Source organism: Rhizobacter sp. P5_C2, from assembly GCF_054049715.1.
On record NZ_JBFULV010000011.1, the window covers coordinates 14,983 to 36,611 of the forward strand.

Annotated in this window: 20 protein-coding genes and 2 pseudogenes; 14 read left to right on the top strand and 8 right to left on the bottom strand. The window is 60.9% G+C overall.

Translation table 11 applies throughout. The annotated features are described in order from the left end of the window. Nucleotides 1-103 precede the first annotated feature (103 nt). Nucleotides 104-1,036 carry a LysR family transcriptional regulator gene (locus tag ACXJLU_RS05770; RefSeq protein ID WP_073465925.1) on the bottom strand — a complete coding sequence of 311 codons (933 nt, stop codon included), beginning with the start codon at nucleotides 1,034-1,036 and terminating at the stop codon, nucleotides 104-106. 111 nt (nucleotides 1,037-1,147) lie between these two features. On the opposite strand from ACXJLU_RS05770, the gene ACXJLU_RS05775 reads away from it, so the two are divergent. Next, nucleotides 1,148-1,615 carry a zinc-binding dehydrogenase gene (locus ACXJLU_RS05775; protein WP_457329494.1) on the top strand — a complete coding sequence of 156 codons (468 nt, stop codon included), beginning with the start codon at nucleotides 1,148-1,150 and terminating at the stop codon, nucleotides 1,613-1,615. Nucleotides 1,616-1,651: 36 nt separating this feature from the next. Beyond that, the gene (locus ACXJLU_RS05780) at nucleotides 1,652-2,068 is read left to right on the top strand and encodes a YybH family protein (protein WP_457329495.1); all 417 of its coding nucleotides are present in this window, start codon (nucleotides 1,652-1,654) and stop codon (nucleotides 2,066-2,068) included. Nucleotides 2,069-2,187: 119 nt separating this feature from the next. Here the strand turns inward: ACXJLU_RS05780 and ACXJLU_RS05785 are convergent, their stop codons facing one another. Continuing rightward, nucleotides 2,188-2,385, bottom strand: coding sequence for a helix-turn-helix domain-containing protein (locus ACXJLU_RS05785; protein ID WP_457329496.1), 198 nt, complete (start codon nucleotides 2,383-2,385; stop codon nucleotides 2,188-2,190). 200 nt (nucleotides 2,386-2,585) lie between these two features. Here ACXJLU_RS05785 and ACXJLU_RS05790 point away from each other — a divergent pair, with 200 nt between their 5' ends. The 3 genes from ACXJLU_RS05790 (at nucleotide 2,586) to ACXJLU_RS05800 (ending at nucleotide 5,421) form a co-directional block, all read left to right on the top strand. Then, nucleotides 2,586-3,380 carry an SDR family NAD(P)-dependent oxidoreductase gene (locus ACXJLU_RS05790; RefSeq protein ID WP_457329497.1) on the top strand — a complete coding sequence of 265 codons (795 nt, stop codon included), beginning with the start codon at nucleotides 2,586-2,588 and terminating at the stop codon, nucleotides 3,378-3,380. Nucleotides 3,381-3,482: 102 nt separating this feature from the next. Continuing rightward, on the top strand, nucleotides 3,483-4,520 hold the full coding sequence (locus ACXJLU_RS05795; protein ID WP_457329498.1) for a polysaccharide deacetylase family protein: 1,038 nt from the start codon (nucleotides 3,483-3,485) through the stop codon (nucleotides 4,518-4,520). Nucleotides 4,521-4,572: 52 nt separating this feature from the next. Then, nucleotides 4,573-5,421 carry a DoxX family protein gene (locus ACXJLU_RS05800; protein ID WP_457329499.1) on the top strand — a complete coding sequence of 283 codons (849 nt, stop codon included), beginning with the start codon at nucleotides 4,573-4,575 and terminating at the stop codon, nucleotides 5,419-5,421. A gap of 165 nt (nucleotides 5,422-5,586) precedes the next feature. On the opposite strand, the gene ACXJLU_RS05805 is transcribed toward ACXJLU_RS05800, so the two are convergent. Next, the gene (locus ACXJLU_RS05805) at nucleotides 5,587-6,153 is read right to left on the bottom strand and encodes a TetR/AcrR family transcriptional regulator (protein ID WP_457329500.1); all 567 of its coding nucleotides are present in this window, start codon (nucleotides 6,151-6,153) and stop codon (nucleotides 5,587-5,589) included. A 377-nt stretch (nucleotides 6,154-6,530) separates the two neighbouring features. Here ACXJLU_RS05805 and ACXJLU_RS05810 point away from each other — a divergent pair, with 377 nt between their 5' ends. The 3 genes and pseudogenes from ACXJLU_RS05810 to ACXJLU_RS05820 all read left to right on the top strand — a co-directional run. Then, on the top strand, nucleotides 6,531-7,016 hold the full coding sequence (locus ACXJLU_RS05810; RefSeq protein WP_457329501.1) for a GNAT family N-acetyltransferase: 486 nt from the start codon (nucleotides 6,531-6,533) through the stop codon (nucleotides 7,014-7,016). Nucleotides 7,017-7,574: 558 nt separating this feature from the next. Then, a complete protein-coding gene (locus tag ACXJLU_RS05815; RefSeq protein WP_457329502.1) occupies nucleotides 7,575-8,231 on the top strand; it encodes an Ig-like domain-containing protein in 657 nt (218 codons plus the stop codon). 127 nt (nucleotides 8,232-8,358) lie between these two features. Continuing rightward, nucleotides 8,359-8,703: pseudogene (locus ACXJLU_RS05820) on the top strand (IS66 family transposase); the annotation flags it as partial. 80 nt (nucleotides 8,704-8,783) lie between these two features. On the opposite strand, the gene ACXJLU_RS05825 reads toward ACXJLU_RS05820, so the two are convergent. Further along, nucleotides 8,784-9,386, bottom strand: a complete 603-nt coding sequence (locus tag ACXJLU_RS05825; protein WP_457329503.1) for an SRPBCC family protein — start codon at nucleotides 9,384-9,386, stop codon at nucleotides 8,784-8,786. A 213-nt stretch (nucleotides 9,387-9,599) separates the two neighbouring features. Beyond that, on the bottom strand, nucleotides 9,600-10,583 hold the full coding sequence (locus tag ACXJLU_RS05830; protein ID WP_457329504.1) for a hypothetical protein: 984 nt from the start codon (nucleotides 10,581-10,583) through the stop codon (nucleotides 9,600-9,602). A gap of 137 nt (nucleotides 10,584-10,720) precedes the next feature. Between ACXJLU_RS05830 and ACXJLU_RS05835 the strand changes: the two genes are divergently transcribed. Beyond that, nucleotides 10,721-11,599 carry a LysR family transcriptional regulator gene (locus ACXJLU_RS05835; RefSeq protein WP_457329505.1) on the top strand — a complete coding sequence of 293 codons (879 nt, stop codon included), beginning with the start codon at nucleotides 10,721-10,723 and terminating at the stop codon, nucleotides 11,597-11,599. A gap of 167 nt (nucleotides 11,600-11,766) precedes the next feature. Here ACXJLU_RS05835 and ACXJLU_RS05840 read toward each other — a convergent pair. Next, nucleotides 11,767-12,374, bottom strand: a pseudogene (locus ACXJLU_RS05840) (IS630 family transposase); the annotation flags it as partial. Nucleotides 12,375-12,611: 237 nt separating this feature from the next. Between ACXJLU_RS05840 and ACXJLU_RS05845 the strand changes: the two are divergent. The 4 genes from ACXJLU_RS05845 to ACXJLU_RS05860 are packed head-to-tail and all read left to right on the top strand — an operon-like array spanning nucleotide 12,612 to nucleotide 18,644. Further along, nucleotides 12,612-13,238, top strand: coding sequence for a PDDEXK family nuclease (locus tag ACXJLU_RS05845; RefSeq protein WP_457329506.1), 627 nt, complete (start codon nucleotides 12,612-12,614; stop codon nucleotides 13,236-13,238). Then, a complete protein-coding gene (locus ACXJLU_RS05850; protein ID WP_457329507.1) occupies nucleotides 13,225-15,447 on the top strand; it encodes a TnsB C-terminal domain-containing protein in 2,223 nt (740 codons plus the stop codon). The genes ACXJLU_RS05845 and ACXJLU_RS05850 overlap by 14 nt, the downstream gene beginning before the upstream one ends. Beyond that, nucleotides 15,444-16,901 carry an AAA family ATPase gene (locus ACXJLU_RS05855; RefSeq protein ID WP_457329508.1) on the top strand — a complete coding sequence of 486 codons (1,458 nt, stop codon included), beginning with the start codon at nucleotides 15,444-15,446 and terminating at the stop codon, nucleotides 16,899-16,901. Before ACXJLU_RS05850 ends, ACXJLU_RS05855 begins: the two co-directional genes overlap by 4 nt. A 12-nt stretch (nucleotides 16,902-16,913) precedes the next feature. After that, nucleotides 16,914-18,644 (top strand): TnsD family Tn7-like transposition protein, encoded by a 1,731-nt coding sequence (locus ACXJLU_RS05860; RefSeq protein ID WP_457329509.1) that lies wholly within the window; start codon nucleotides 16,914-16,916, stop codon nucleotides 18,642-18,644. 497 nt (nucleotides 18,645-19,141) lie between these two features. Here the strand turns inward: ACXJLU_RS05860 and ACXJLU_RS05865 are convergent, their stop codons facing one another. Together ACXJLU_RS05865 and ACXJLU_RS05870 are read right to left on the bottom strand one after the other, a co-directional pair. Further along, nucleotides 19,142-19,948: a hypothetical protein gene (locus ACXJLU_RS05865; protein WP_457329510.1), complete on the bottom strand. Its 807-nt coding sequence runs from the start codon at nucleotides 19,946-19,948 to the stop codon at nucleotides 19,142-19,144. Nucleotides 19,949-19,999: 51 nt separating this feature from the next. Continuing rightward, on the bottom strand, nucleotides 20,000-20,503 hold the full coding sequence (locus ACXJLU_RS05870; protein WP_457329511.1) for a DMT family transporter: 504 nt from the start codon (nucleotides 20,501-20,503) through the stop codon (nucleotides 20,000-20,002). Between the two features lie 96 nt (nucleotides 20,504-20,599). On the opposite strand from ACXJLU_RS05870, the gene ACXJLU_RS05875 reads away from it, so the two are divergent. Then, nucleotides 20,600-21,508, top strand: coding sequence for a LysR family transcriptional regulator (locus ACXJLU_RS05875; protein WP_457329512.1), 909 nt, complete (start codon nucleotides 20,600-20,602; stop codon nucleotides 21,506-21,508). Nucleotides 21,509-21,629: the final 121 nt, after the last annotated feature.

Below are 21,629 nucleotides of genomic sequence, written 5' to 3' on the forward strand. Positions count from 1 at the left end.
CTGGAGATTGGCAGCTATTTGCCCGCCGCGCGCCGCAAGCTTGCCCGCTCGCTTGAGTGCGCGCTGTTTCCGGCGGTCGCCGAGAAACTCGCGGGGCGATCCGTCATGAAGGACTGGCGGAGGAGAACGCGACGTCCAGTCGCGTGCTCCTGAAGCCGTTGACGACGCAATCGACGAAGACACGCGTCTTCGCCGACATCAGCTTTCGTGATGCGTAGTAGATCGAGAGTACGCCGGCCTCCGCGTACCAGCCGGGAAGCAGTCGAATCAGTTGTCCGCGCTCCAGTTCCGGCAGTACATCGAACAGCGCAATCAAAGAAATACCCAACCCGAGAAGTGCGGCTTCGCGCATCGCGACGGGATCATCCATGACGACGTCTTCGTCGAGCGTCCCCGCCATCTCGACCCCATCGACGTTGCGGAACATCCACTGGCGAATTCGTCCAGTGCGGTGCTGCCGCATGACGATGCCGTTGTAGCCAGAGAGTTCTGACGGGTCGGCCGGTGCCGTGCGGCCGGCCATATAGGCCGGTGAGGCCACTGCGATGATATGGACGGGTGCCAGTGTGCGTGAAACGAAACCGTCGGCAAGGTCGAAGCCGCCGCCAATGGCAACGTCGTAATTCTCGGCGATCAGGTCGACGGGACGATTCTCGAAGTGCCACTCAGGTCGAATGCGCGGGTACTTTGCCAGGAAGGGTGGCAGCAAGGGCAATATGTGCCGGACACCAACGGTTGGGCTCATGCTGACTTTCAACACACCTGCGGGCTCGCTGCTCTCGGCTGACGCCTCGGCAATGGCAATCTGGAGCCCATCGAGGTTGTCGTGGATCGACTCCAGGAAGCGCTCGCCAACCTCCGTCAGCGTGAGCTTGCGCGTGGTTCGGTGAAACAGCCTGACCCCCAGGTTGCGTTCCAACATCGCCACGTTTCGGCTGATCGCAGCAGCTGTCAGGCCCAGCCTGCGGCCCGCCTCCGCGAAGCTGTGGCCTTCCGCCGCACGCACGAAGGACTCAAGGTTCGCCAAAGACTCCATATGCCTGATGCTCTTCAACGATCACTTGAAACAGAAACACGATATTAGCGCCTAATCAAGGGGTGATCGAGCACCTATGCTGAGCTTTTCCGACTGCTTCTTGCAAGGCTCATGTCCAAAATCGTCCGTTTTCACAAGGTGGAAGCTGTGGGGCTGAATCATTCGGAAGGCGCATATTTCCACGGCACCTATGTGGAACAGCCAAAGCTTCCGTCAAAGTTGGGATACGAGGCAGTGGGAGTCGTCGAAGCCGTGGGGCATGGCGTCGATGTGGGCTTGATCGGCGCAGGTCGCGGCGCCAGAGGCAACAATTTTCCTCTATGGGAGTCTGTCTGGGCAGACTACAAATTATCCGGCGCTGGATTCGGAAAAGGTCTGGCACTACGCGCCTACGTCATGATGGAAATGTGGGCTTCGTCGGAACGCATGAACGAAGCCAAGAGATACATCTACGAACGGCTGGAGGACGGTCGATTCACACCGAAGATCGCAAGGACGTTTTCGTTCGCGGATAAGCGCGAGGCGTTTGCATATCAAGAGGCAGCCCGGCGCGTTGGGAAAATCGTGATTACTTTTTAAGAGACCAACGTCCACACGACTAATGAAAGCAGCCAAATGACAACGACCAACACGTCAGAAAAATCGGTAATCGAGGCAACGATATTCGAATATTTCGAAGCCCTGAATGCCGGCGATATAGACGCTGCGCTCAAGCTTTATACCGATGACCCCGTGCAGCTGCCATTCATGCAGCCCACTATAGTTGGCACCGAGGCCGTCCGCAGCGGTTACGAAGGCCTCTTCGGGCTTATCCGCTTCCAGATGCACACCAAGATTGTGGAATTGGTGCAGATGTCGACAGACTGGGCATTCGTCCGTACCGAGTCCGCTGGAATGATGACGCCGGTCAGGACGGGACAAGCCTCTCCAGCCACCTTCCACGAGCTGTTCCTCCTTCGCAAGACCGGTGATGCAAAGTGGCGGATCGCGCGATATAGCTTCTCCCCGACCGCTCCGCTGCCGGAGTTATGACGGCCCGCGGATCGCCGCATCCTCTGGCGGGTTGAAATGCGGACCTCGGCCAGCCCTGACTTTGGCGGGGATGGCCGCCCTTCATCTGGATAGATCCGGAGATTGTCCAAGTGGTCGTCTCAGCGCATAGTCAGCGACAGCTTGCGGGTGGCCCTGTGCAGGAGGCGCAGAGCCAGGTGGGATTCGAGTGAACCGATATGTCGACCGACATTGCGCTGCCCGATGCCGAGTTCGCGCGGTCGCGGAAAAGCTGCCGGTCTCGACCGCGCGAACGAAGCACTGCATCCAAAGGAGCTTGCCCGTCTGTCGAACCACATCGCCTTTCTGATCGAGGGCGTCAGTCCGCTCGATGACGTGCTTGTATGTCATGCCGTTATGAGGTCAGGTCATCGTGGATTGGAACTCGAACCACATGCGAACTAAGCATAGGCGATATGCCCTTGGCCTACCTTCCAGAGGGGTGTGGTGCGGCAGGACACTGGAGTCTTGTTACCAGACAGCCCTCCTGGAGAAACCCATGAAGATCGAACTCAACGGCCGTAGAGTACTCGTTACTGGATCCACCGCTGGCATCGGCCGAGCCATTGCCGAAGGGCTTGCCCGCGCCGGCGCCTCCGTCGTCATCAACGGCCGCAGCAAGGAACGCGTGGAAACCGCTGTGAATGAGCTGCGTGCACTGCTGCCGAACGCCGAGTTCATCGGCGTCGTGGCCGACGTCTCAACGGCTGAGGGCTTCGCCTCTTTGGCTGCGCAAGTCAAGGACGTCGATATTCTCATCAACAACGCCGGCACGGCATACCCGAAGGGCTTCTTCGAACAGAACGATGCCGACTGGCTCGACATCTACCAACTCAACGTCATGAGCGGCGTTCGCGCGGCGCGAGAGTACATGCCCGGCATGATTCAGCGAGGCTGGGGGCGCGTGGTGTTCATCAGCAGCGAGTCCGCCATAGCGGTTCCCAAGGAGATGATCGACTACGGCGTCACGAAGACGGCTCAGCTCGCCGTATCGAGAGGGTTGGCCGAACTGGCCAAGGGCACGGGCGTTACCGTCAACGCCGTCCTGCCTGGCCCGACGCGGTCCGAAATCATGAGTAATTGGATGAAGGCGGCCGCGGAAGAGCAGGGCATCACCCAGGATGAAGCCGAGCAAAACTTTCTAGACACAACGCGACCGTCTTCTCTGATCAATCGATTTACGACCACCGAAGAAGTGGCAAACCTCGTGGTCTACGTGAGCTCGGAGCAGTCTTCTGGCACCACGGGCTCTTCGCTGAGAGTCGATGGGGGTGTGGTTCGCTCCATTATTTGAAGTATTCGAGGTGCGCGCGAGACGCGGTCGCGCGCACCTCGCTTGCGGAGCGATACCTTCCATTGGCGCCACGCGCCGCATGCTCCACCGGACGATTTACTCATGACCACTGAAGGTTCATTGATCAAACGACGTACGTTGCTTGCGGCCAGCATGGCCGCGGCTGCGTCAGCTTCGGCTCCGGCTTCCACGCTGATCGCCGGCGTCACCCCGTCTGTCAGCGATGCGAATGAAAACGCCATGTCCTCAAATCATCAGTTCTGGCCCAACAATGCGCGCCTGGCCATCAGCTTCTCTCTCATGTTCGAGGCAGGAGGTCAGCCAATTTCGGGCGCGCCAGGCTTCATTGAGGAACCCATGCAAAAAGGTCTGCCCGACCTCGCAACCAATGGCGCGTTCCAGTACGGCGTCTATGAAGGCATCCCCCGCATCCTGGACCTGATGGACAAGCATCAGGTAAAGGTCTCATCCTTCATGATCGGTCAAGCCGTCGACAAGGCCCCTGATCTCGCGCGCGAGATCGTGAAGCGTGGGCACGAGGCCGCCGCGCATGGGCGAACTTGGCAAAACAGTTATCTCCTCGACGCTGACGCCGAGAGGCGCTTCATCATGGACGGCGTCGAAAGCATCCACAAGGCCACGGGCCAGGCGCCGGTCGGCTGGAACGCCTATTACGTGCGTAATTCGCCGCACACGTTCGACATTCTTCAGAGTCTCGGCTTCAAATATCACATCGATGAGTGGAGCGCCGATCAGCCGTTCATCATCAAGCTCAAAGGTGGTGATTTCGTCACTGTGCCTTACACGCTGCACTTGAACGACATGTTGTATCCCTTCTCGGGGTGGAATCCAGCCGCTTACGAGCAGGCGCTCAAAGACGAATTCGATCAACTCTACGAAGAGGGGGCGAACCGCCGGCGGATGATGGTCATTGGACTCCACGACCGAGTCTCGGGCCACGCCAATCGGGTTCGCGTGCTCGACCGCTTTCTTACCTACGCGCGCTCGAAGCCTGGCGTCTGGTTCGCCCGCAAGGACGAAATTGCTGCTTGGGCACTGGCGCATCGTGACTTCACCCCAGTGTACGAGCGCGGCGCGCCCACTGTCACCGGGCTGCCTGGCTCCGCGTCAAAGGAATAAGCGACATGGCATTCAAATTGGACACCTGCCGCGTTGTCGGCGAGGGGAGCGTATGCCACGACTAATTGGAGCTCTTCGCTTCGTCGTGGTTGCGATTGCGGCGCTCTTCTGCATCGCCTCCCTATGTGCAGTTGCGACGAATGCCATCCCGGGCTGGACGATCATGGTGGTCATCGCACTCTTGTGCGTTGTGGTGGTGGGCGTGGTAACGCTCATTCGTCACCCGAACGGTCCATTCTTTGAACCGCTCAGCATCCTGCTGCCCGGGTTGATTATCGGACGCCTCCTATCGACAGTCTGGCTCATCCCGGCGGGACAGCCCGTCCCCAAGCTGAGCGAGCTGACCCTGGGCGAAACCGGACCGGGAGTTGCTTACTTCGAGCCGCTTTCCCTCGTCTTTGTGGTTGCAGTGTCGCTTTATGTACTCGCGCAAGCGCACCGTTCGATCACCGCCAGTTCGAACGGCGCTAATTTCAGCGCTTCAGATTGGTTGGTGACCCTGCTGCGCGCCTATGTCGGGTTGATGTTCATATCTCATTTCACAGGGCATATCTTTGCAGGACCCATTCCGTTCGACGCTTTTGTCGATCTTTTCGGTCAGATCGGAATGCCGCTTCCCGCCGCTTCGGTCGTGCTTGCCGGCCTGATCGAGATCACGGTCTGTATCGGCCTGACGTTCGGTTTGTGGACTCGCCCGGTGGCGGTCCTGGGCACCTTCTATCTGCTGTTCGCGGTAGGGATTGGAGGGCACTTCAGCATAGGCTACAGCTGGGCCTTGCCCGGTCTGGGCTGGGAGTTTCCCGCGCTCTGGTCGTTTGCGGTCGCCCTCTTCGGAATGTTCGGCCCCGGGCCAATCTCTCTGGATGCGAAGCTCGATTCGAGGAGATCGGGGGCGGCGTGAGCAGCGGCGCTCCGCGCTGCTCTGCCGCGTTCACCATCTGCGCAGCGGCTTCGCATTGATGCCGTTGGCCATCGTCCACGTGTCCACGGAGAAGTCAAGTGGAGTAGAGCCTCCTATGGCAGCGAGCTCAGATCAAGATGACTTGGCCGGACGCATGCTGAAGTCTCATGGGTGAAGCATCCCGTTGGTCAGCATGCGCGCCCACGGCGCGCGTTCCGACGTGAGGGACAGCGTCGTGATGAGGTGGCACAGCTGCCCGTAGGCCATGAACCGCTGCACCGCCTCGTCGGAAGCGCGCGAGTGCTTCTTCACGAACATCGTGATGGCCTGCAGACCGCTCCGAAAGGCCGCGTTGATCTCCGGCACGCTGGCGGCAGACTGCGCGTGCACCTGCAGGATCAACAGATCGCGATTCGAGATCAAAGCGGCGTAGGCGGCGCCCATGGCAGACAACACGCCGTTCGGGCTCTTGTCGGCACTGGATTCGGCGCCCTCAGCGAGCGCATCGTGAATCAAATCGAAGCAGCGCTCCAGCGCAGCGACAAAGAGCCCTTCCTTGTTGGGGAAGAGCTTGAACACATACGCCGGGGATATGCCAGCGTGCGCCGCGACCGCGGTGATCGGCGTCCCTAGATACCCGCTTTTGGCGAAGCAGACGATAGCGCTGGCTACGACCGCCCCGCGACGCACGTCTGCAGTCGAGAGCGATCGAGAAGTACGTGAATATGGCATATAAGTGACTGTACACTTACCGGTAAATATGTCGCGCGTTGCCGTAGGGTGATGACGGTGAAGTGTCGTTAGAGGGCCTGTTGCCGCTGATGTTCTTCAATGGAAGTGCCGCGACAGAAATCTCTGCGGTTGGCGACCGGAACAAAGTGTTTGAAGCTGCCGGGCAGCCCTCACAAGGGTTCTCTGCGAGCAGCAAGTACCTCATGCAGCCTTCTCCGAGGGCCTTCCTGCCCAGCCTTGGACGAAGATTCCAACGCCCTCCATCTTGGCCCTTTTTTGCCCCTGCAGGCTGACTGCCTGATGCAGGTGCCGCATCCCCAACAAGCTCACAATTGGTGCAACATCAGACTATGCTGAATCGCGCTTCCATCAGGCCCTTGCGCCTCGCCGAGATCGACGATGTCGCGTCGCTGGCCAAGTTGATTTGGCGAGAGCACCACACCAAGTTCATTACCGACGCTCAAATTGAGTACATGCTCTCCGGCAAATACACGCTTGAGGATCTGCAGCCGTTCATCGGTGCCTCGGATCGATGGTTTGATGTCTTGCGGGTGGACAGCGTAATTTGCGGATTTCTTCGCTGCATCCAGACGAGTTCGCATCAACTCAAGTTGTCGGAGGTATACATCTCTCGTGCCCAGCGGGGCCGCGGCCTGGGCGGACTGCTCATTGCCAGGGCGGAATCTCTGGCCAAGGACACCGGCTGCAAATCAATCTTCCTGTATGTCAATCGGCGAAACGATGTACCCATTGCCGCCTACAAACGAGCTGGGTTCGCCTCGAAGGGAGAGCAGGTCTTTGACATTGGCGGGGGCTTCGTCATGGAAGATTTCTTGATGGAGAAGTTGCTTCACGAAGCTTGAGACGAGGTGTCTCGCTGAGCAACGGGCCTTTGCGCTGCAGACGTTTTCCAACACGCGCGAGGATTCCCACCGCCACGTCGTTCTCTTCGAGCAGGCGGCGGAAGTTCCGCCTGGTCGTCTTATCAACGATCGATTGGTCCACCTAGACTCTGCTGCACAAAGGCACGCAGCGAGGCTATCTCGTACAGCGGTTTTCCCTTCTCCGGATTGCTCACCGTGAGCCAGTCTGCATCGGGTTCAGGCGTGCCATCCAGCCCACCGGGTACCACTGTCCTCGGCCAGTGACCAGGTAGTACGGCCCTGTCGCGCCCAGCACCGCGTTCCGTGGCACAACCACTCCCATTTCCTCAGGGACACTTTCGGCGAGCCTTCTTGCGCTTGCCGGCGTACTCGGCGGTGAAAAACTCATCCGGCTCATCGCTGCGCGCCCCGCTGCTGACCTGAATCCCTTGACTTGCTCAGCCAGTGAGTGCACAGTCACTCATATGCGCGCTTTACCCACTTCTTCTCGGCCGCGGCGAAAAATCGACCCTCCCGAATCAAATTTCAGAATCGATCATGCATCTTCATTTCAAATTCTCCCGCGTCGTCTTTGCTGCGCTCCTTCTATCGGCACTCGGTGCCTGCGGAGGTGGTGGCAATAACGGAACGTCGCCATCGCCTCCCGACACTTCCGCGCCGACAATCACTGCAAGTGCGACGGTAGGAACCGAAGCCGTCGTGCTCTCGGCTGCTGTCAGCGACAACGTGGCCGTGACGCAGGTTGAGTTCATCGTCGACGGTGGCGTCACCACAGCAACGGTCACGGACTTGCAAGGCCGCACCTTGTTCTCGACCAGCATCCCCGCCACCACTCTCGGCCCGGGCAGCCACAACTTGGTGGCGCGAGCCCACGATGCCGCCGGAAATGTGACCGATACCGCGGCTGTCGGCTTCTCAGTCGGCCAAGGCGCGGCCCCTGCCTCTCCCATTAAGTTGACCACGAGCGGCACAAACGAAGGCGGGAACGTCACGTTTACCGTGGACATCCAATCGGACAAGCAGATCAAGCTGGTCAACTTCTTCATTGATGGCGAGTTCGTGGGTGGACGCGCAGATGACCAGAGGCACTACTCCTTCTCTCGCATGTTGCCGTCGGGCACACATCACCTGATCGTCGACGTGACGGACGTGAACGGCAACAACTCGCAAGCCGAAGTCACCGTTCAGGTTTGAACGAGACCCAGTTCAAGGTCATCGGCACGAATCACTTGCGGCAGCACTCGGGCAAGTGGGCCGGGACGAATTGAAGGCAGCGCCGCGGGCCTCAAGGAACCCCGCTGTGCGGGGAGTGCTGTAGATGGTGGGGTCATGCGGGGTTCAACTGCAGCCGCTGGTCGATGCGCTGAAGGCGCAGATGCTCGCGCACCGGGTGTTGCATGCCGACGAGACGCCGGTGCCGATGCTCGATCCGGGCAGCGGCAAGACCCATCGAGCGTACCTGTGGAGTTACTGTACGAGGCAATTCGAGTCGGACAAGATCGTCGCCTACGACTGTCGCCGCCTGGCGCATGCGCGGCGCAAGTTCTACGAGCTGTGGACCAACCACAGCAGCCACATCGCCGAGGGGGCGCTGAGCCATTTCGGCAAGCTCTACGACGTGGAGCGGGAGCCGCGCGAGTCGAGTACCGATGAGCGAAGGCGCGTGCGGCAAGCCCGAGCGCGGCCGGTGGCTGCCGCTAGCGATGGTGTCACGGCGCCACGAACGGTGGCGCCGCTCACGCGGGGCTAACGGCTTGTCTTCGACGCGCTGGCTTCGCTTGTGGCCTTCAATCGTGTCAGCCACTCCCGAAGCGCGCTGTCGAGGAGGGGTTGAAGCGATGCCGCGTTGGCTCGCACGACCTCGCCACTCCACGATTCCTCGGTGCTCACCTTGACGCCCTGCGCGGTCTCGGTGAACTGCCAGACGTGGACGGCGTCGATGCCCTGCGCGGGGCCTGTCCAGACGATGCGGTGCAGCGGCGCCAGTTCCTGCACGGTCGAGGTGATCTGCAGGCCGCCTTCTTCCCACTTGAAGGCCGAGCCGACGGCCAGTTTGCCGTCGAAGCGAGCTGCCGTGACGGTTGGCCGCCACGTGGTCCAGGACGAGATGCCGGTCTGAATCTTCCAGATCGTCGCGAGCGGAGCGTTGATCACGATCTCCTGACGGGAGATGACCGGTGCCGCCGGGTCGATGCCCCTGACCTGTGCCGCGCGCGCATCGCCCGTCTGCAGAAATATGCTGAGTGCCGCAGCGAGCACGGTTCCGGCCGCGGTGCGTGCGGCCAGACTCCAGCGGATCCACATCGAGACATTCAGGCCCGAACCTTTCACCATGACGTTGTTTCCCATGTTGACTCTCCAAAAAGTTGCGATGAAGGAAGTCTGAGCTTGGAAGGGTTCTAATGAAATTGCTCAAGGACGCTGAGCGTCCATGCGTTTTTGTATGGCCACACGGGGCGTATCGAGCCCGCCGCACCGAGGGCGGCTTTGCGCCACAGGCTTGAAAGTCGCGCGAATGCCTGGAGCAACGCCCTGCGCGGGAAATGAGATCACCCTGTTTGTTCAACGACGCAGCGCCTTCACCTGATACGGCAACTTCGGTGCTCCCGTCTCCGTCCCTACGGCATACCCCAGCCTCGATTCGTTGACGAGCAGCCAATTGCGGCCGTCCAGGGTCACCGTTGCAATCCCCGACGGATCGAACAGGTCTGCTGCCAGCACCGTGCGTCGCGCGGTCGTCGGGTTGGTGAACTCGATGCGATAGACGCTGCCCTTGGCGCCGGCCGTGAAGAGATCGTTCTCTGCATAGTCGATGCCGCCGTTCGTCCAGCGCATGCCGTCGGCGAAGATCACCGGGTCGCCCTCCACCTGCACTGGCAGGGCGGCGCGCGCACTGCCGTCTTCGGCCAGGCCGATGAACCAGAGGCGGTTGTCGTGAGCCGCGTAGATCCCGCCGCCCCCCTGCACCATCCCTCCGATGCCGAAACCGCCCTCGGGCCAGCGCGCATCGGTGGCCCAGGTCGTCAACTGGTCGGTGGCCGGGTCGATGCGCAGGATTCGGGGATGCGGCCCGATGTCGCCAACGTAGATTCGGCCCTGCGCATCGACGTCAATGGAGTTGCCCACGGCCTGCGCAGGCAGGTTCCAGCGTTTGACCACCGCGCCCGTGCTCAGGTCGAAGGCGGTGACGCGTCCGGCCTGTGCATGCGCGGGGTTGAAGTCGTAGGGCTGGTTCTGCACCGACAGCAGCCAGCCTTTCGAGCGCACTACCTTCAAGCCCCAGGCGGCGCTGTAGGCGTCGCTTGCAGCAGGGACGAACGTCGAGGCTGCTCCGCCCCGTGCGAGATCCAGTTGCAGGATCGAGCCGTCGCTCAGGTTGGACACATAGGCTCGTGAACCGTCGACCTCGATGTCCTCGGGGATTCCGTTGCCGACATCGATCGCCGAAGGCAGGGATGCAACAGCTTCCGCGTCGTTTCCGCCGCAGCCGGTGAGCGCCAGCAGGGGGATCGCCAGCGCCGCGGCCAGCAAGGGGTTCAGCTTCATAGGGAGTTCTCGTTGGTTGAAATCACGGGATAGTCCGCGACCGAGAGCGTCCCAGTTTTGCGTGAGCGGGAATAGATGGCTAACAATAGAATCAATTTCCCATGGGCAAGAAAATGAAGTCATCGGACAAGAACGCAATGGCTTTGTATGTGCGGGTGGTCGACTGCGGCAGCTTTTCGAAGGCAGCCCTGCGCGAGGCGGTGCCTGTGTCCACCGTCAGCCGCAAGATCGCCGACCTGGAGCAGCACCTGGGTGTGCGCCTGCTGGAGCGCTCGACGCGCCGACTGCGCACGACGGAGATGGGACAGCTGTATTTCGAGCATTGCCGCCGTGGCCTGGCCGAGTTCGACGCGGCGGACGCTGCCCTCACCGACCGCCAGGCGCGGCTGTCGGGCCGCATTCGCATCTCGGTGCCGCCGACGATGTCGGACCTGGTGGTGCTGCCGTTGGTGTCGGCCTTTCTAACTCTGCATCCGGACGTGAGCGTCCAGTGCCTGGTCACCGAGCGTTTCATCGACCCCATCGGTGACGACATCGACCTGGCGCTGCGCGTCGGCAAGCTGGACGACAGCAGTCTGATTGCCGCGCCGGTCAGCCGGCATCGCCCGCGCCTGCTGGCCTCGCCTTCGTACCTGGCGGCGGCGGGCGAGATCGGCCACCCCGCGCTGCTGGCGGCCCATGTGCAGGTGGCCTTCTCGCGCTGGGAACGGCCGATCCGGTGGGCCCTGCGCTCCGGCATCGAGAGCTGCCGGCTGGAGCCGGCACCGCGCCTGGTGATCAACGACTATGCCGGCGTCCTGCACGGGCTGCTGCAGGGCGCCGGCATATCCGAGCTGCCGACCTTCATCGGTGCGCAGCCGGTGCGCGACGGCCGCTTGGTGGAAGTGCTGCCAGAGTGGCAGTTCGAGGCCCAGCCGGTCGCGATGGCTTACCCGAGCGGCAAGCACCTCTCGTCATTGGTGCGGGCGTTCAAGGAGCATTGCCAGCGGTACTTCGATGAGCATCCGCTTGCGTGACGCGGCGCCTGCAAGGATGAGGTGACTGTGCAGGGCATGAAATGTTGTCACCAGAGTTCAAGCCGAGCCAGATCCTTGGCTGTAAACGCGCTCTCGCATTCCGGGCGGGCCAAGGACGGTATCGAGCTCGAACGTCGCCCCGCAAGGTCGGCATTGGAGACCAGTTCCAGCTCGGCGACGCTGGTGAAGCTGTCGCGCTTGATGCGGTTCTCGGAGATGTCGCGGAAGAAGCGCTCGACCATGTTCAGCCACGAGGCAGTGGTGGGCGTGAAGTGCATGACGAAGCGAGGATGCTTGGCCAACCAGTCCTGCACGTCAGGGTGAGTGTGGGTGGCGTAGTTATCCGCGATCAAGTGCAGCGTCAGGTGCTTGGGCGTGCGCCGCTGGATGAGCCGCAGGAAGTTCAACCACTCTTCGTGCCGGTCAGTGTGTTCAACGCGGCGAACAGCGTGGTCGTGCCGTGGCGCTTGTGGTCGTGGGTGACAGTGCCTGCGCGTCCGGCCTTCATCGGCAGGCCCGGCTGCGTGCGGTTCAGCGCCTGGATCTGGCTCTTCTCGTCGCAGCTGAGCACCAGCGCGCGCTCCGGCGGATTCAGGTACAGCCCCACCACGTCGACGAGCTTGTCCTTGAAGCGCGGGTCGCGCGAGAGCTTGAAGGTCGTCTGCAGGTGCGGCTTGAGGCCGTTGCGATGCCAGGTGCGGCGGATCGTCGTCGGGCCCACTCCCAGCTGCGCGGCCAACGTGCGCGTGCTCCATTGCGTGGCGGCAATGGGTTTGTCGTGCAGCGACTGACCCTTGGATGAACAATAGTTCTGGATAATTTCCAAAACTTCGCCTAGGTTGCTCCCATGGAGTGGCCTGACAATCGCTTTGAGTACCTCCCACACATCAAAAATCTGATGACAAAGGGGCGAGGCTGTCGGAGTGGGGCCGCGTACAAACCCTGGACAAACTTCCGCTCGCGTCCACGGATCGGGACCGAGCGCGCCTTTCAGTGTTCGAAAACGCGGCGGGTGGTCAACCACAAGTCCTGTGCTCACAAAGTCTACTTTCTCCTGCAGGAAAGACGGAACAGCGTTCTCTCGATCGAAGAGGAATTTCCGCTGCTCAACATCGCGCAGACGCTTGAGATCTGCCACCAGCTAGGCCTCGAGCAGCCGAAGAAGGGCAAGCTACCCGAACCGCTAGTCGCGTGCTTCCTCGTCCGCGAAGAGCGCGATGGAAAGCTCGTCGCTGTCGCTCGATCGCTTTCAAAATCGTCTCCCGCGGCCAAGGAAAACGTCTCGCACCTCGACGCGATCCAACAGGGTTGCGCTGCCCTGGGCTTGGAGTGGAAGCTGGTGGATCCCGGCCCGCTCGACGAGACCATGCTCGCCTCGCTGATGTTCGCTCGCACTTGCCTGCAACGGCGGTTCAAGGCGGAAGACAGCGAAGTGCAGCACTTCGCCGCGGCGTTTCTGAAGTATCACCGCCGGCCCGCAACACTCCTTGAGCTTCTGGAGGCATGCACCGCGCGCTTGGACGTGCCCCTCTCTCGGACGGATACCCTGTTCAGGTATGCAGCTTGGAAGGGGCTGATTCCCGTCGATTTCACGTTCAAGCTCGCTCGCAACGAGGTCGTGCATCTTGTCCGGAACTGACGAACTCAGCTTTCATCCGAACCGATCGAAGAAGCCGCGTGCCTTCGGTGCGATCCGGATTGGCAAAGGGGCCAGTTCATGCAACTACAGGATCACACATGTCTTCACCGCGCACATCTACCTGATGCCGGTGACGACGGCCGCCGGGGGGCACGACGCGTCTCGCCCCAAGCGCAGGTCCATCCGCGAGATCGACAAGCTAGTAGACGAGGGCAAGGCGGTCTACGGAAGTATTCGACTCCCACCGGAGATGACGGTCGCGATCAAGAAGGGCGACCGTCTGGATGAACTTGCAAGTGGCGTACTCGCGCAAATCAGGCCCTTGCTCGATCTATTTGCACGCGAGTCTGAACTTGGCCGGTCGTTCACCAGCGAAATCGAAGCTCAGGCTGAATCGCAGGGCGTGCCGCTGCCTACACTTCGTCGCGCACTGTTGCGCTACTGGTACTTCGGGGCAATGAAGCAGGCGCTTCTGGTTCTTCGCCGCGGCCCCAAGATTTCCGTTCAAACCGAAGCGCAGCCCTCAGGCCAGGCGAAGGTCAAACACATTGCACTCCACATGCGGCGGGCTGGTCCAAAGCCGCGCCATGCCGCCGGTGTGCGCCCCTGCGAGTGGCGCCCCGAAGCCATCGATGTTGCGGACATGGAGCATGCTGCCATCAGGTGTGCGACCCGAAAGCTCAAAGGACTGCAGGCGCTCACCGACCAGTACTTGAATCACGAGTTCAAGCGGCGACACCCTCAAGTGTTCGAGCGTTTCATGAAGGGCAGCATGACGGTGCCCTGCACCGAGCGGCAGCTGCGATACCGCCTCCGGCGCAAGGCTGCACTCGATCCGCGGGTACTGACAGCGTTTCCGGCTCTGCGACGCCCCGCTTCTGAGAGAGCCCTTCTGGCGGTCGGCTCCGGTCACATCTATGAATTGGATGCGACTGGTGGCCAGATCTACATCGTCGACAGCAACGATCCAACACGCATTCTGCGCAAGGTAACGATCTACCTGCTCATCGACCGGTACTCGCGGTATGTCGTGTCCGTCTACATCACGGCTAAGCCGCCATCTTCCGCGGGTGTCAGGCAGACGCTGCGCATCGCGTTCACCTCGAGGAATCGACGGTTCCCAAACATGGGCGTCGACATTGACGACAACGACTGGCCGCCCGGGGTCATGTGTCTTTCAATGGTTGTCGACAACGGTCCCGACATGATCTCGAAGGCAACGTTGAAGACAGCCGTAGAGGACTTGCTGATCGATGTGGACATCCTTCCGCCGTACACCCCGGATGGAAAGGCCATCATCGAACGATTCATCAAGACGCTCAAGGTGAAGATGCAGGCGAAAGGGCTGGCAGGTCTGTACAAGAAGGTCCAGCTCTCCCCGGAGGAGAAGAGGACGGCCAAGGATGCGGTCTTTCTCGCTGAGCACTCTCTGCGCAGCCTCTACCGGGAAATCATCGAGATCATCCGCACTTACAACCACAGCAACCACACGGGCATCGAGGAGCGTCTGCCCGAACTGGCCGCCGCGGGTGTTCCCTTCACCCCGATCGCTGCGTACAGATACGGTCTCGAAAATGTCTCCGGACTTGAACGCCCAACGATAAGTGATGAGGACATCTTTCAGCTGACTCTTGGAACTCAGAAGGCCAGCATTCGGGATGGCGTCATCACGTGGGAGGGACTGTCGTATTACCCCGCGAGTGCCGGCGCTGTCGCCTTCGGCGCCCACTGCGGGTCAGTCAGGAAGTCGATCGATGTCAAGATCGATGCGACAGACCCGGTCGAACTGTTCGTCATGGCCTCGATGAGTCCCCTGCCTATGTGGAAGCTCGACAAGCACGGCGAAGCTTTCGTGCGAGCCGTTTGCATGGAGGACTGGGAAGAATTCTCCGAAGAGAGAGGGACGCAGAAGGCCGACACGGCTCGCCGCAACACCATCATGCGCCTCCAGGCCTCGGGGAGCGAAAGCGGTGCGAAGGCGCCGCGCCGCAAGGCCAAGGTGATGGCGGACACCAAGACCGTTCAACGTAGAAGCGTTGAGGAATCCAACGCCCTCGATGCTGGCTTGAGTGCACGCCGCGCGACGCGGAAGCTGTCGAAGACTCAGGCGCAGCCAGTCGCTCCCTCCAAGGCGTGCGACTTCCGCCTTGCCGAAGCGACCAGGCTAGAAGCCATAGCCAAGCGTCGAGGGCCCGGAGGCAAAAGATGACGGTCCTGAACATCCCAAGGTTTCAGATCGAAGACGCCCTGTACGAGCCCTATCCGCTGGAGCGCTACCGCGGAAATCCTCTTGTCGAGGCGCTTCGTCTCTCCAAACTGACCAAGCAGTTGATGTCCAAGGATTCGCTGCACCGGGCGCTTGAGCACTATCCGGAAAAGCCTGGCGCCTCGACCCGACGCGCGAGCGACTTCTATCGCGAGACCGAGCTTGACAACATCGCCGACATTGTTCTCGCGCGGCCTGCATACCGGCAGGCAGTGACAAGGGCCGCGACGACCCTTATGAATACCTATGCCCACCGTGAACCTCTGTCGGTCGAGGGCGTAGCCCAACGCTACGATCTCGCGCTCCTTGAGTCCAAGGACGTGTTCTTGGACAACCTACTGAACAGGTCTGATCGATTCGCAATCGGTCAGCGTGGCGCAGCTGGTGGGTATGCCATATTCGGAAGTACAGGCTCTGGGAAGACAACCCTCCTTCACGCGATCGCCAAGCTTTTCGGCAAGGTCATCCGACACAAGGTCTATGCCGGCAAAGAACTCAATCTGCTTCAGATCCCGCTGCTGCAGGTGTCAGTCCCTCATGACGCGAGCATCCGAGCTTTCATTCTGCAGTTCACCGCGGTCGTGGACTATCACCTGGGGGAGCCGCTCTACGAGAGGCAGGTCAGAGGTCTGAAGACAATCGGCGATGCGGCGTTGCTGATGATGCGCATCTGCGCGGCCATCAATCTTGGCGCACTGATAGTCGACGACCTCCAGAACCTGCGAGCGGCACGCGGCCCCGGGGTCGAAGTGGCGTTAAACCTGCTGGCTCTGTTGATTGACTTCGGTACGTCGGTCATCACCTCGGCAACTCCAGCCGTGGGAGCACTCCTCACTTCGAATGCTCGCAACACACGCAAGCTGGTGTCGAACGGCTACACCGAACTATTGATGATGCCTGCAGGATCCGAAGAGAGTCGGAACTACCAGAAGGCCTATTGGCCATATCAGTACACGTCTACCTTTACCAGATTGACACCCAAGATTCGAAAGGCGTGGGAGACGGCGGGGGCAGGCAATCCTGCATTTTCCACGCTCGCTTTCAAACTCGTCCAGTCGCGTCTGATCGGCGAGGAGCGTGAAGTCATCACGCCGGGAATCTTCGAGCATGTAGCTCACATTGACATGGCGCTTCTCAAGCCCGCGATCGACGCGTTGAACTCGAATGATCCGTTTCTGCTGGCAAGATTCGACGACCTGGTTTTCAAGGACGAGCTCAAGGAACTGTTCACCAAGATCAAGATGGAGCTCCCCCAAGCGCCGGCCGATCCGAAGGCCTTCGATGACGAGCCGGACGACAAGCCCTCTCCGCGCAGATATGGCAAACCAGCTGGCCCCATCATCCGCAAGATTGCTCTGCCGACAGAAGATCCGCTGGCATTGATGACGCGCGATTGAAAGGCATGCAGCATGCTGGCGTCTTCTACACCGCTGTTGGACGAGGAACTGCTGTTTTCCGGTCTGACCCGGTTGGCCAGTGTGAACGCGTTGATGGCAACCAGAGATGCACTTGCCCGCTTGACCGGCGGCCGCAACTACTGCGTGAGTGCCGACCTACCTTGCCACCTTCAAGCGATCGTCGACCGCGTTGGCGAATCAATATCAGTCACGGATGTCGATGTGATCATCGAGCGGCACACGTTGTACCCCTACTACCGCCTATTCGCGCCTGAAAGCCGCTGGCCTCACATTCGTGAGATCGCGCTCTCTCACGATGCCGGGCGCTTGAAGGGCGCAATGGGTATCCTGGCACACGGTGTTCGCGCCACACCTGTCCTGCGCTACTGCCCGATCTGCGTCAGCGAAATGCGCAGGGAAGTTGGAACGTCTTTCTGGCACCGATCCCATCACCTGCCAGGCGTGGCCGCATGTGCGAAGCACGGTTGTCTGCTCGCTTCCACTCTTTCACAGAGCGAATTCGGGCACCGCGCGAAGCTATGGCCCGCCCCACCCGGATTGCCGGCCACTGCACCTGTCATGGCGAGTGATTCGCAGCGTGGCTTAGCACGCATCTCATTCGACGCCTTGCGCTACGAGGGCCCCCAGTTAGGTGCCAAACCCATGCGCGGCGCCTACGTTGGCGAGATCCTCCGTCGGGGTTGGACGCGCGGCAAAGGACGTCCGAGTTTCGAGTTGCTGACCCACGTGTTGCGGTCTGAACTGGGCGACGCCGTGGACTGGCGAGCTGCAAGACGATTTGGCTTGGCAGGGGACGACCCCATGCCGTGGATCCAGGATCTCCTAAGGAAAAGGCCGAGATACTGCTCGCCGCTGGCGCACGTCATGCTCATCCATGTCCTGTTCGAGACGTTTGACCGTTTCATCCATGCCTGCCTTGAGCAAATGAAGAATGAGCGGGACTACCCTCAACAGCCCTCGTCCGCCACCGCCACCGCCACCGCCACCGCCACCGCCACTGCCACCGCCACCGCCCAGGGTCGCTTCGAGCAAGCCGCCGCGGCACTCACGGACCGCTCGCTCTCGTGCCGGCAGATCGCTGCGTCGTTCGGCGTCAGCGTCGGGTGGGTGGTGAAGCAGCGCCGGATCGCGGGTGCGCCCATCCATGAGCGGCGCAAAACACTGAATGGCGAACGCATCGCCAAGGTCAAAGATCTACTGGGAAAAGGTCAGTCCATCACGGCGATCGCTCGGCGATGCAATCTGTCTTCCAGTTCCATCTACCGCCTGCTCTCGGTAGACCCTCTCTTGGTCGCGAGTAGGGACGACCGGTTGTTTCAGCGTGAGCGAGATGCCCAGCGCGCCCAATGGGTGCTTATGGTCGGTAGAGACTCGTCTCTCGGAATAGGTGCCCTGCGTCGCACCGCACCAGCGTGTTACGCGTGGCTCTACCGGAACGATCGAGCCTGGCTTCGGGCACATCGTCCCCCGAGGAAACGCAGCCAAGCGGCCAGGCGCATCGACTGGGCGCAGCGAGACGCAGAACTGGCTCAGCGGGTTACATGCCTCGCACCTGTATTCGCACCTGCGGCAGAGCGACTTCGTACTCCCCCGGGAGCGATCTCGCTGGTGTACCCGATAACTTCCATGCTCAGGCATGCCGAACAGTTGCCCAGGTTTGCCGAGGCGGCCCGGTCCAAGGCCGCTGGTATGGACAGCCCAGCACCGCGCTCACGGCGATGAGCGGCGGCCCTCGTGGGCTGCTGGTCGACGGTCAGAACCTACAGATCAACTTGCTGACGCTGCCCATGTGTTGTTCCTCCCACATCGGCAGCTTAGCTGCCAGGCTGACGATGCCGAAGCCGAGAACCGGCCCCAGAGTGCTTTGCCCTACGGCCTTGGCCTCGCGCTCGTCTTTTACGGGCTGAGCGACTTGTTCAAGGACTTTGCTTCCGGCGCCTCGGTCAGCCTGCTCCGTAGCCACGGAGCAGGCCGTGCGTCGCTCCCACTCCTGCCCGATGCGGAAGATCCGCGTTGGGCGGGATCAGCGGGGGCCCAAAGCGATCAGGAACAGCATAGCGAGCAAAGGATGGGCCCGGTCAGGTCGTCTCTGCGGCCTTCTTCCTTTTGGCGACCGTGGTTAGCGAGGGCAGGCGCTCGAAGAGCCGTTCTCGCTGAACTTCATTCTCACGACATCAGAGGTATGACGCGCTGCTGCGCAGCGCGTCATCTGTCCCATCTCAATTGACCTTGTCGCGCAGCTTGGGAACCGGTCCTGTGAAGTCAACCCAGGCGTTCGTATTCAGCAGGTTCGCGTACGGTGCTGTCGGCTCATCGAAACGGATGGTGAAGCGCTCAGGTCCATGCGCGTACGCCACGATCAGGCCATCGCTAGAGTCCATGTACCCCGCATGCGTGCCCATGCCCGGATAGCTCAGACGCAGTGCTGGCCCGTTCTCTGCGATGCGATGGACCGTGAGTCGGGCAAGCACGCCGTCAGGCAGCACAAACATCCACGTGAACGGTCCGCCGGACACGACAGTCATTACCTCGTCGATACCCGAGCCATTGTCCGATGAGTTCACATGGAGGCGACCATATCGATTGAGTGCCCAAGTCTGCATATCAGGCGTCATCGCCTTCATGTCGTATGCCTTGGGATAGGAAGGCGTGTCACCCTCTGCCGTGCCGAGATACCCACCACGGTTCACTTCGGGCGTCCGGCCGGCGAGACGGATTTGCTCCAGCAGATCAGCTCGGTTCAAAGAGAAGGCAGAGATGAGTTGCTTTTGCTCTGCCTCATTGGTCGCCCGTGTTGTCGATGCCTTCAGGATGGCCTTGACTTGCTCGGGGATTGTTACGGCGCTGGCGCGCACGCCGACAGGGCGCAGCACTGCATTGACGCTCTCGACTCCCGAAACGCTGGCGCGCCCATCGCTGAACTGGAGTTTTACAAACTCCTGGGCCTTGGCAGCCGGGGCCAGGGTGACGGCGAGAGCCGTAGCGGCCAAGGCCTGTTTGACGTTGGTGGATGGGTTGGTTTGCATAACGCGTTCCTTTCTACGTTGTTGCATGGAGAATTTGTTGGGCCAAACTGCTCAGTGTTTGACCGAGGTCGAGGCGGACTTCCTGGACAAGGAGGGTCCCAGACCTTGAATGAGAAAAACACCGCACAGGATCAGTGCGACTCCGGCGATGCGCTGGAGGCTGATCGGCTTGCTTGCCAAGCCCATCATTCCGTAGTGATCGACCACAACTGCGGCGACCATCTGCCCGGCAACCACACAGACCAGGAAGCCACCAGCGCCGAGTTTGGGTGTGACCGAGGCAGCCGCGGCCACGTAGATCGCACCGAGCACGCCGCCGATCCAGAGCCACCAAGGCCCATTCAGCACGGCAGTGGTTTGCGGAGTCGGCGCCCGCAGGAGCGCCAACGTGGGAACGATCACCAGAAGACTCACGCCCAGGGAAACGAGAGCCGCCCACAGTGGGTGCCCTGCCATACGCCCGATGGTGGAGTTGGCTGCGGCTTGGAATGGGAGAACGGCACCGGCAAGCAGCGCCATGGCCACAGGTGCAAGCACTGCTGCTTTACTCATCATCGGAGGTTCCTGTCGGTGTGTTGGATCGATGTACGTATGGTCTTTCATACGCCATCTTTATGGAAATCGATTCTGTGCACAGCTACTATTCACCGCATGGATGAACTGCGCCGCATCGACCTGAACTTGCTCTTGACCCTGCACGCTCTGCTGACTGAAAAACATGTGAGCCGAGCCGCTCTGCGGCTGCACAAGAGCCAGCCGGCGGTCAGCCACTCCCTGGCCCTTCTGCGCAAGCATTTCGGGGACCCGCTGCTGATGCGCCGCGACGGGCGACTTGAACTGACCGTACGAGCCGAAAGCCTCGTCAGGCCGCTGGGCGAAGCTCTGAGCAGCCTCAATGGGCTATTGGCTGCACCAGTGTTCGACCCGGCGCGATTGAAGAGGCGGTTCCGGCTCTCGTTGTCCGACTATGCCGCGCGGGTGGTTTTGCCGCAGCTAGTGAGGCATGTGCGAGAACATGCGCCGGGCGTGGACCTAGCCATCAGCCAGGCCAGTCGGGAGGCGATGCTGGCCCAACTGTTCGACGGAGAGTTGGACTTGGCCCTTGGCATCTTTCCCGACCTACCCGCAGACATCCAAGTCCAAGAGCTGTTTCAAGAGCGGTTTGTCAGCGTGGCCGATAGGGCTGTATTGCCGGCTAGCGGATTCCTGACCTTCGATCAATGGGTTGAGCGCCCGCACGCCATGGTGTCGCTGCGCCACGATGCGCCCGACGAGATTGGGAACGCTGTGGCCGTGCACGGCCGGCGCCGCCACCTTGCTTTGGTGCTGCCGCACTGGGGCGCAGCGATGGATGTGCTGGCCGGCACCGATCTGATTCTGACGGTCGCAAGTCGGGCGGTAGGGTCAATGCAGAAGCACAAGACCCTACGCAAGTTCGAGACACCTTTGAAACTTCCGCAATTTGCGTATCAGCAGGCATGGCATAGCCGCCGAACCGAGGATGCCGCGCATCGCTGGCTGCGAGTGGCGGTGGCGACTCTGCTCAACGGCAATGGGTGAAATCTGATGCCTTGGACACCGAACGTCCGCTTGTGGGCGAGCATGCCCCCCAAGGACACCTCGTATTCTTCCGCCATGATCTCTTCGTTCCCGCACCGGAGTTTCTCCGTAGCCTACGCGT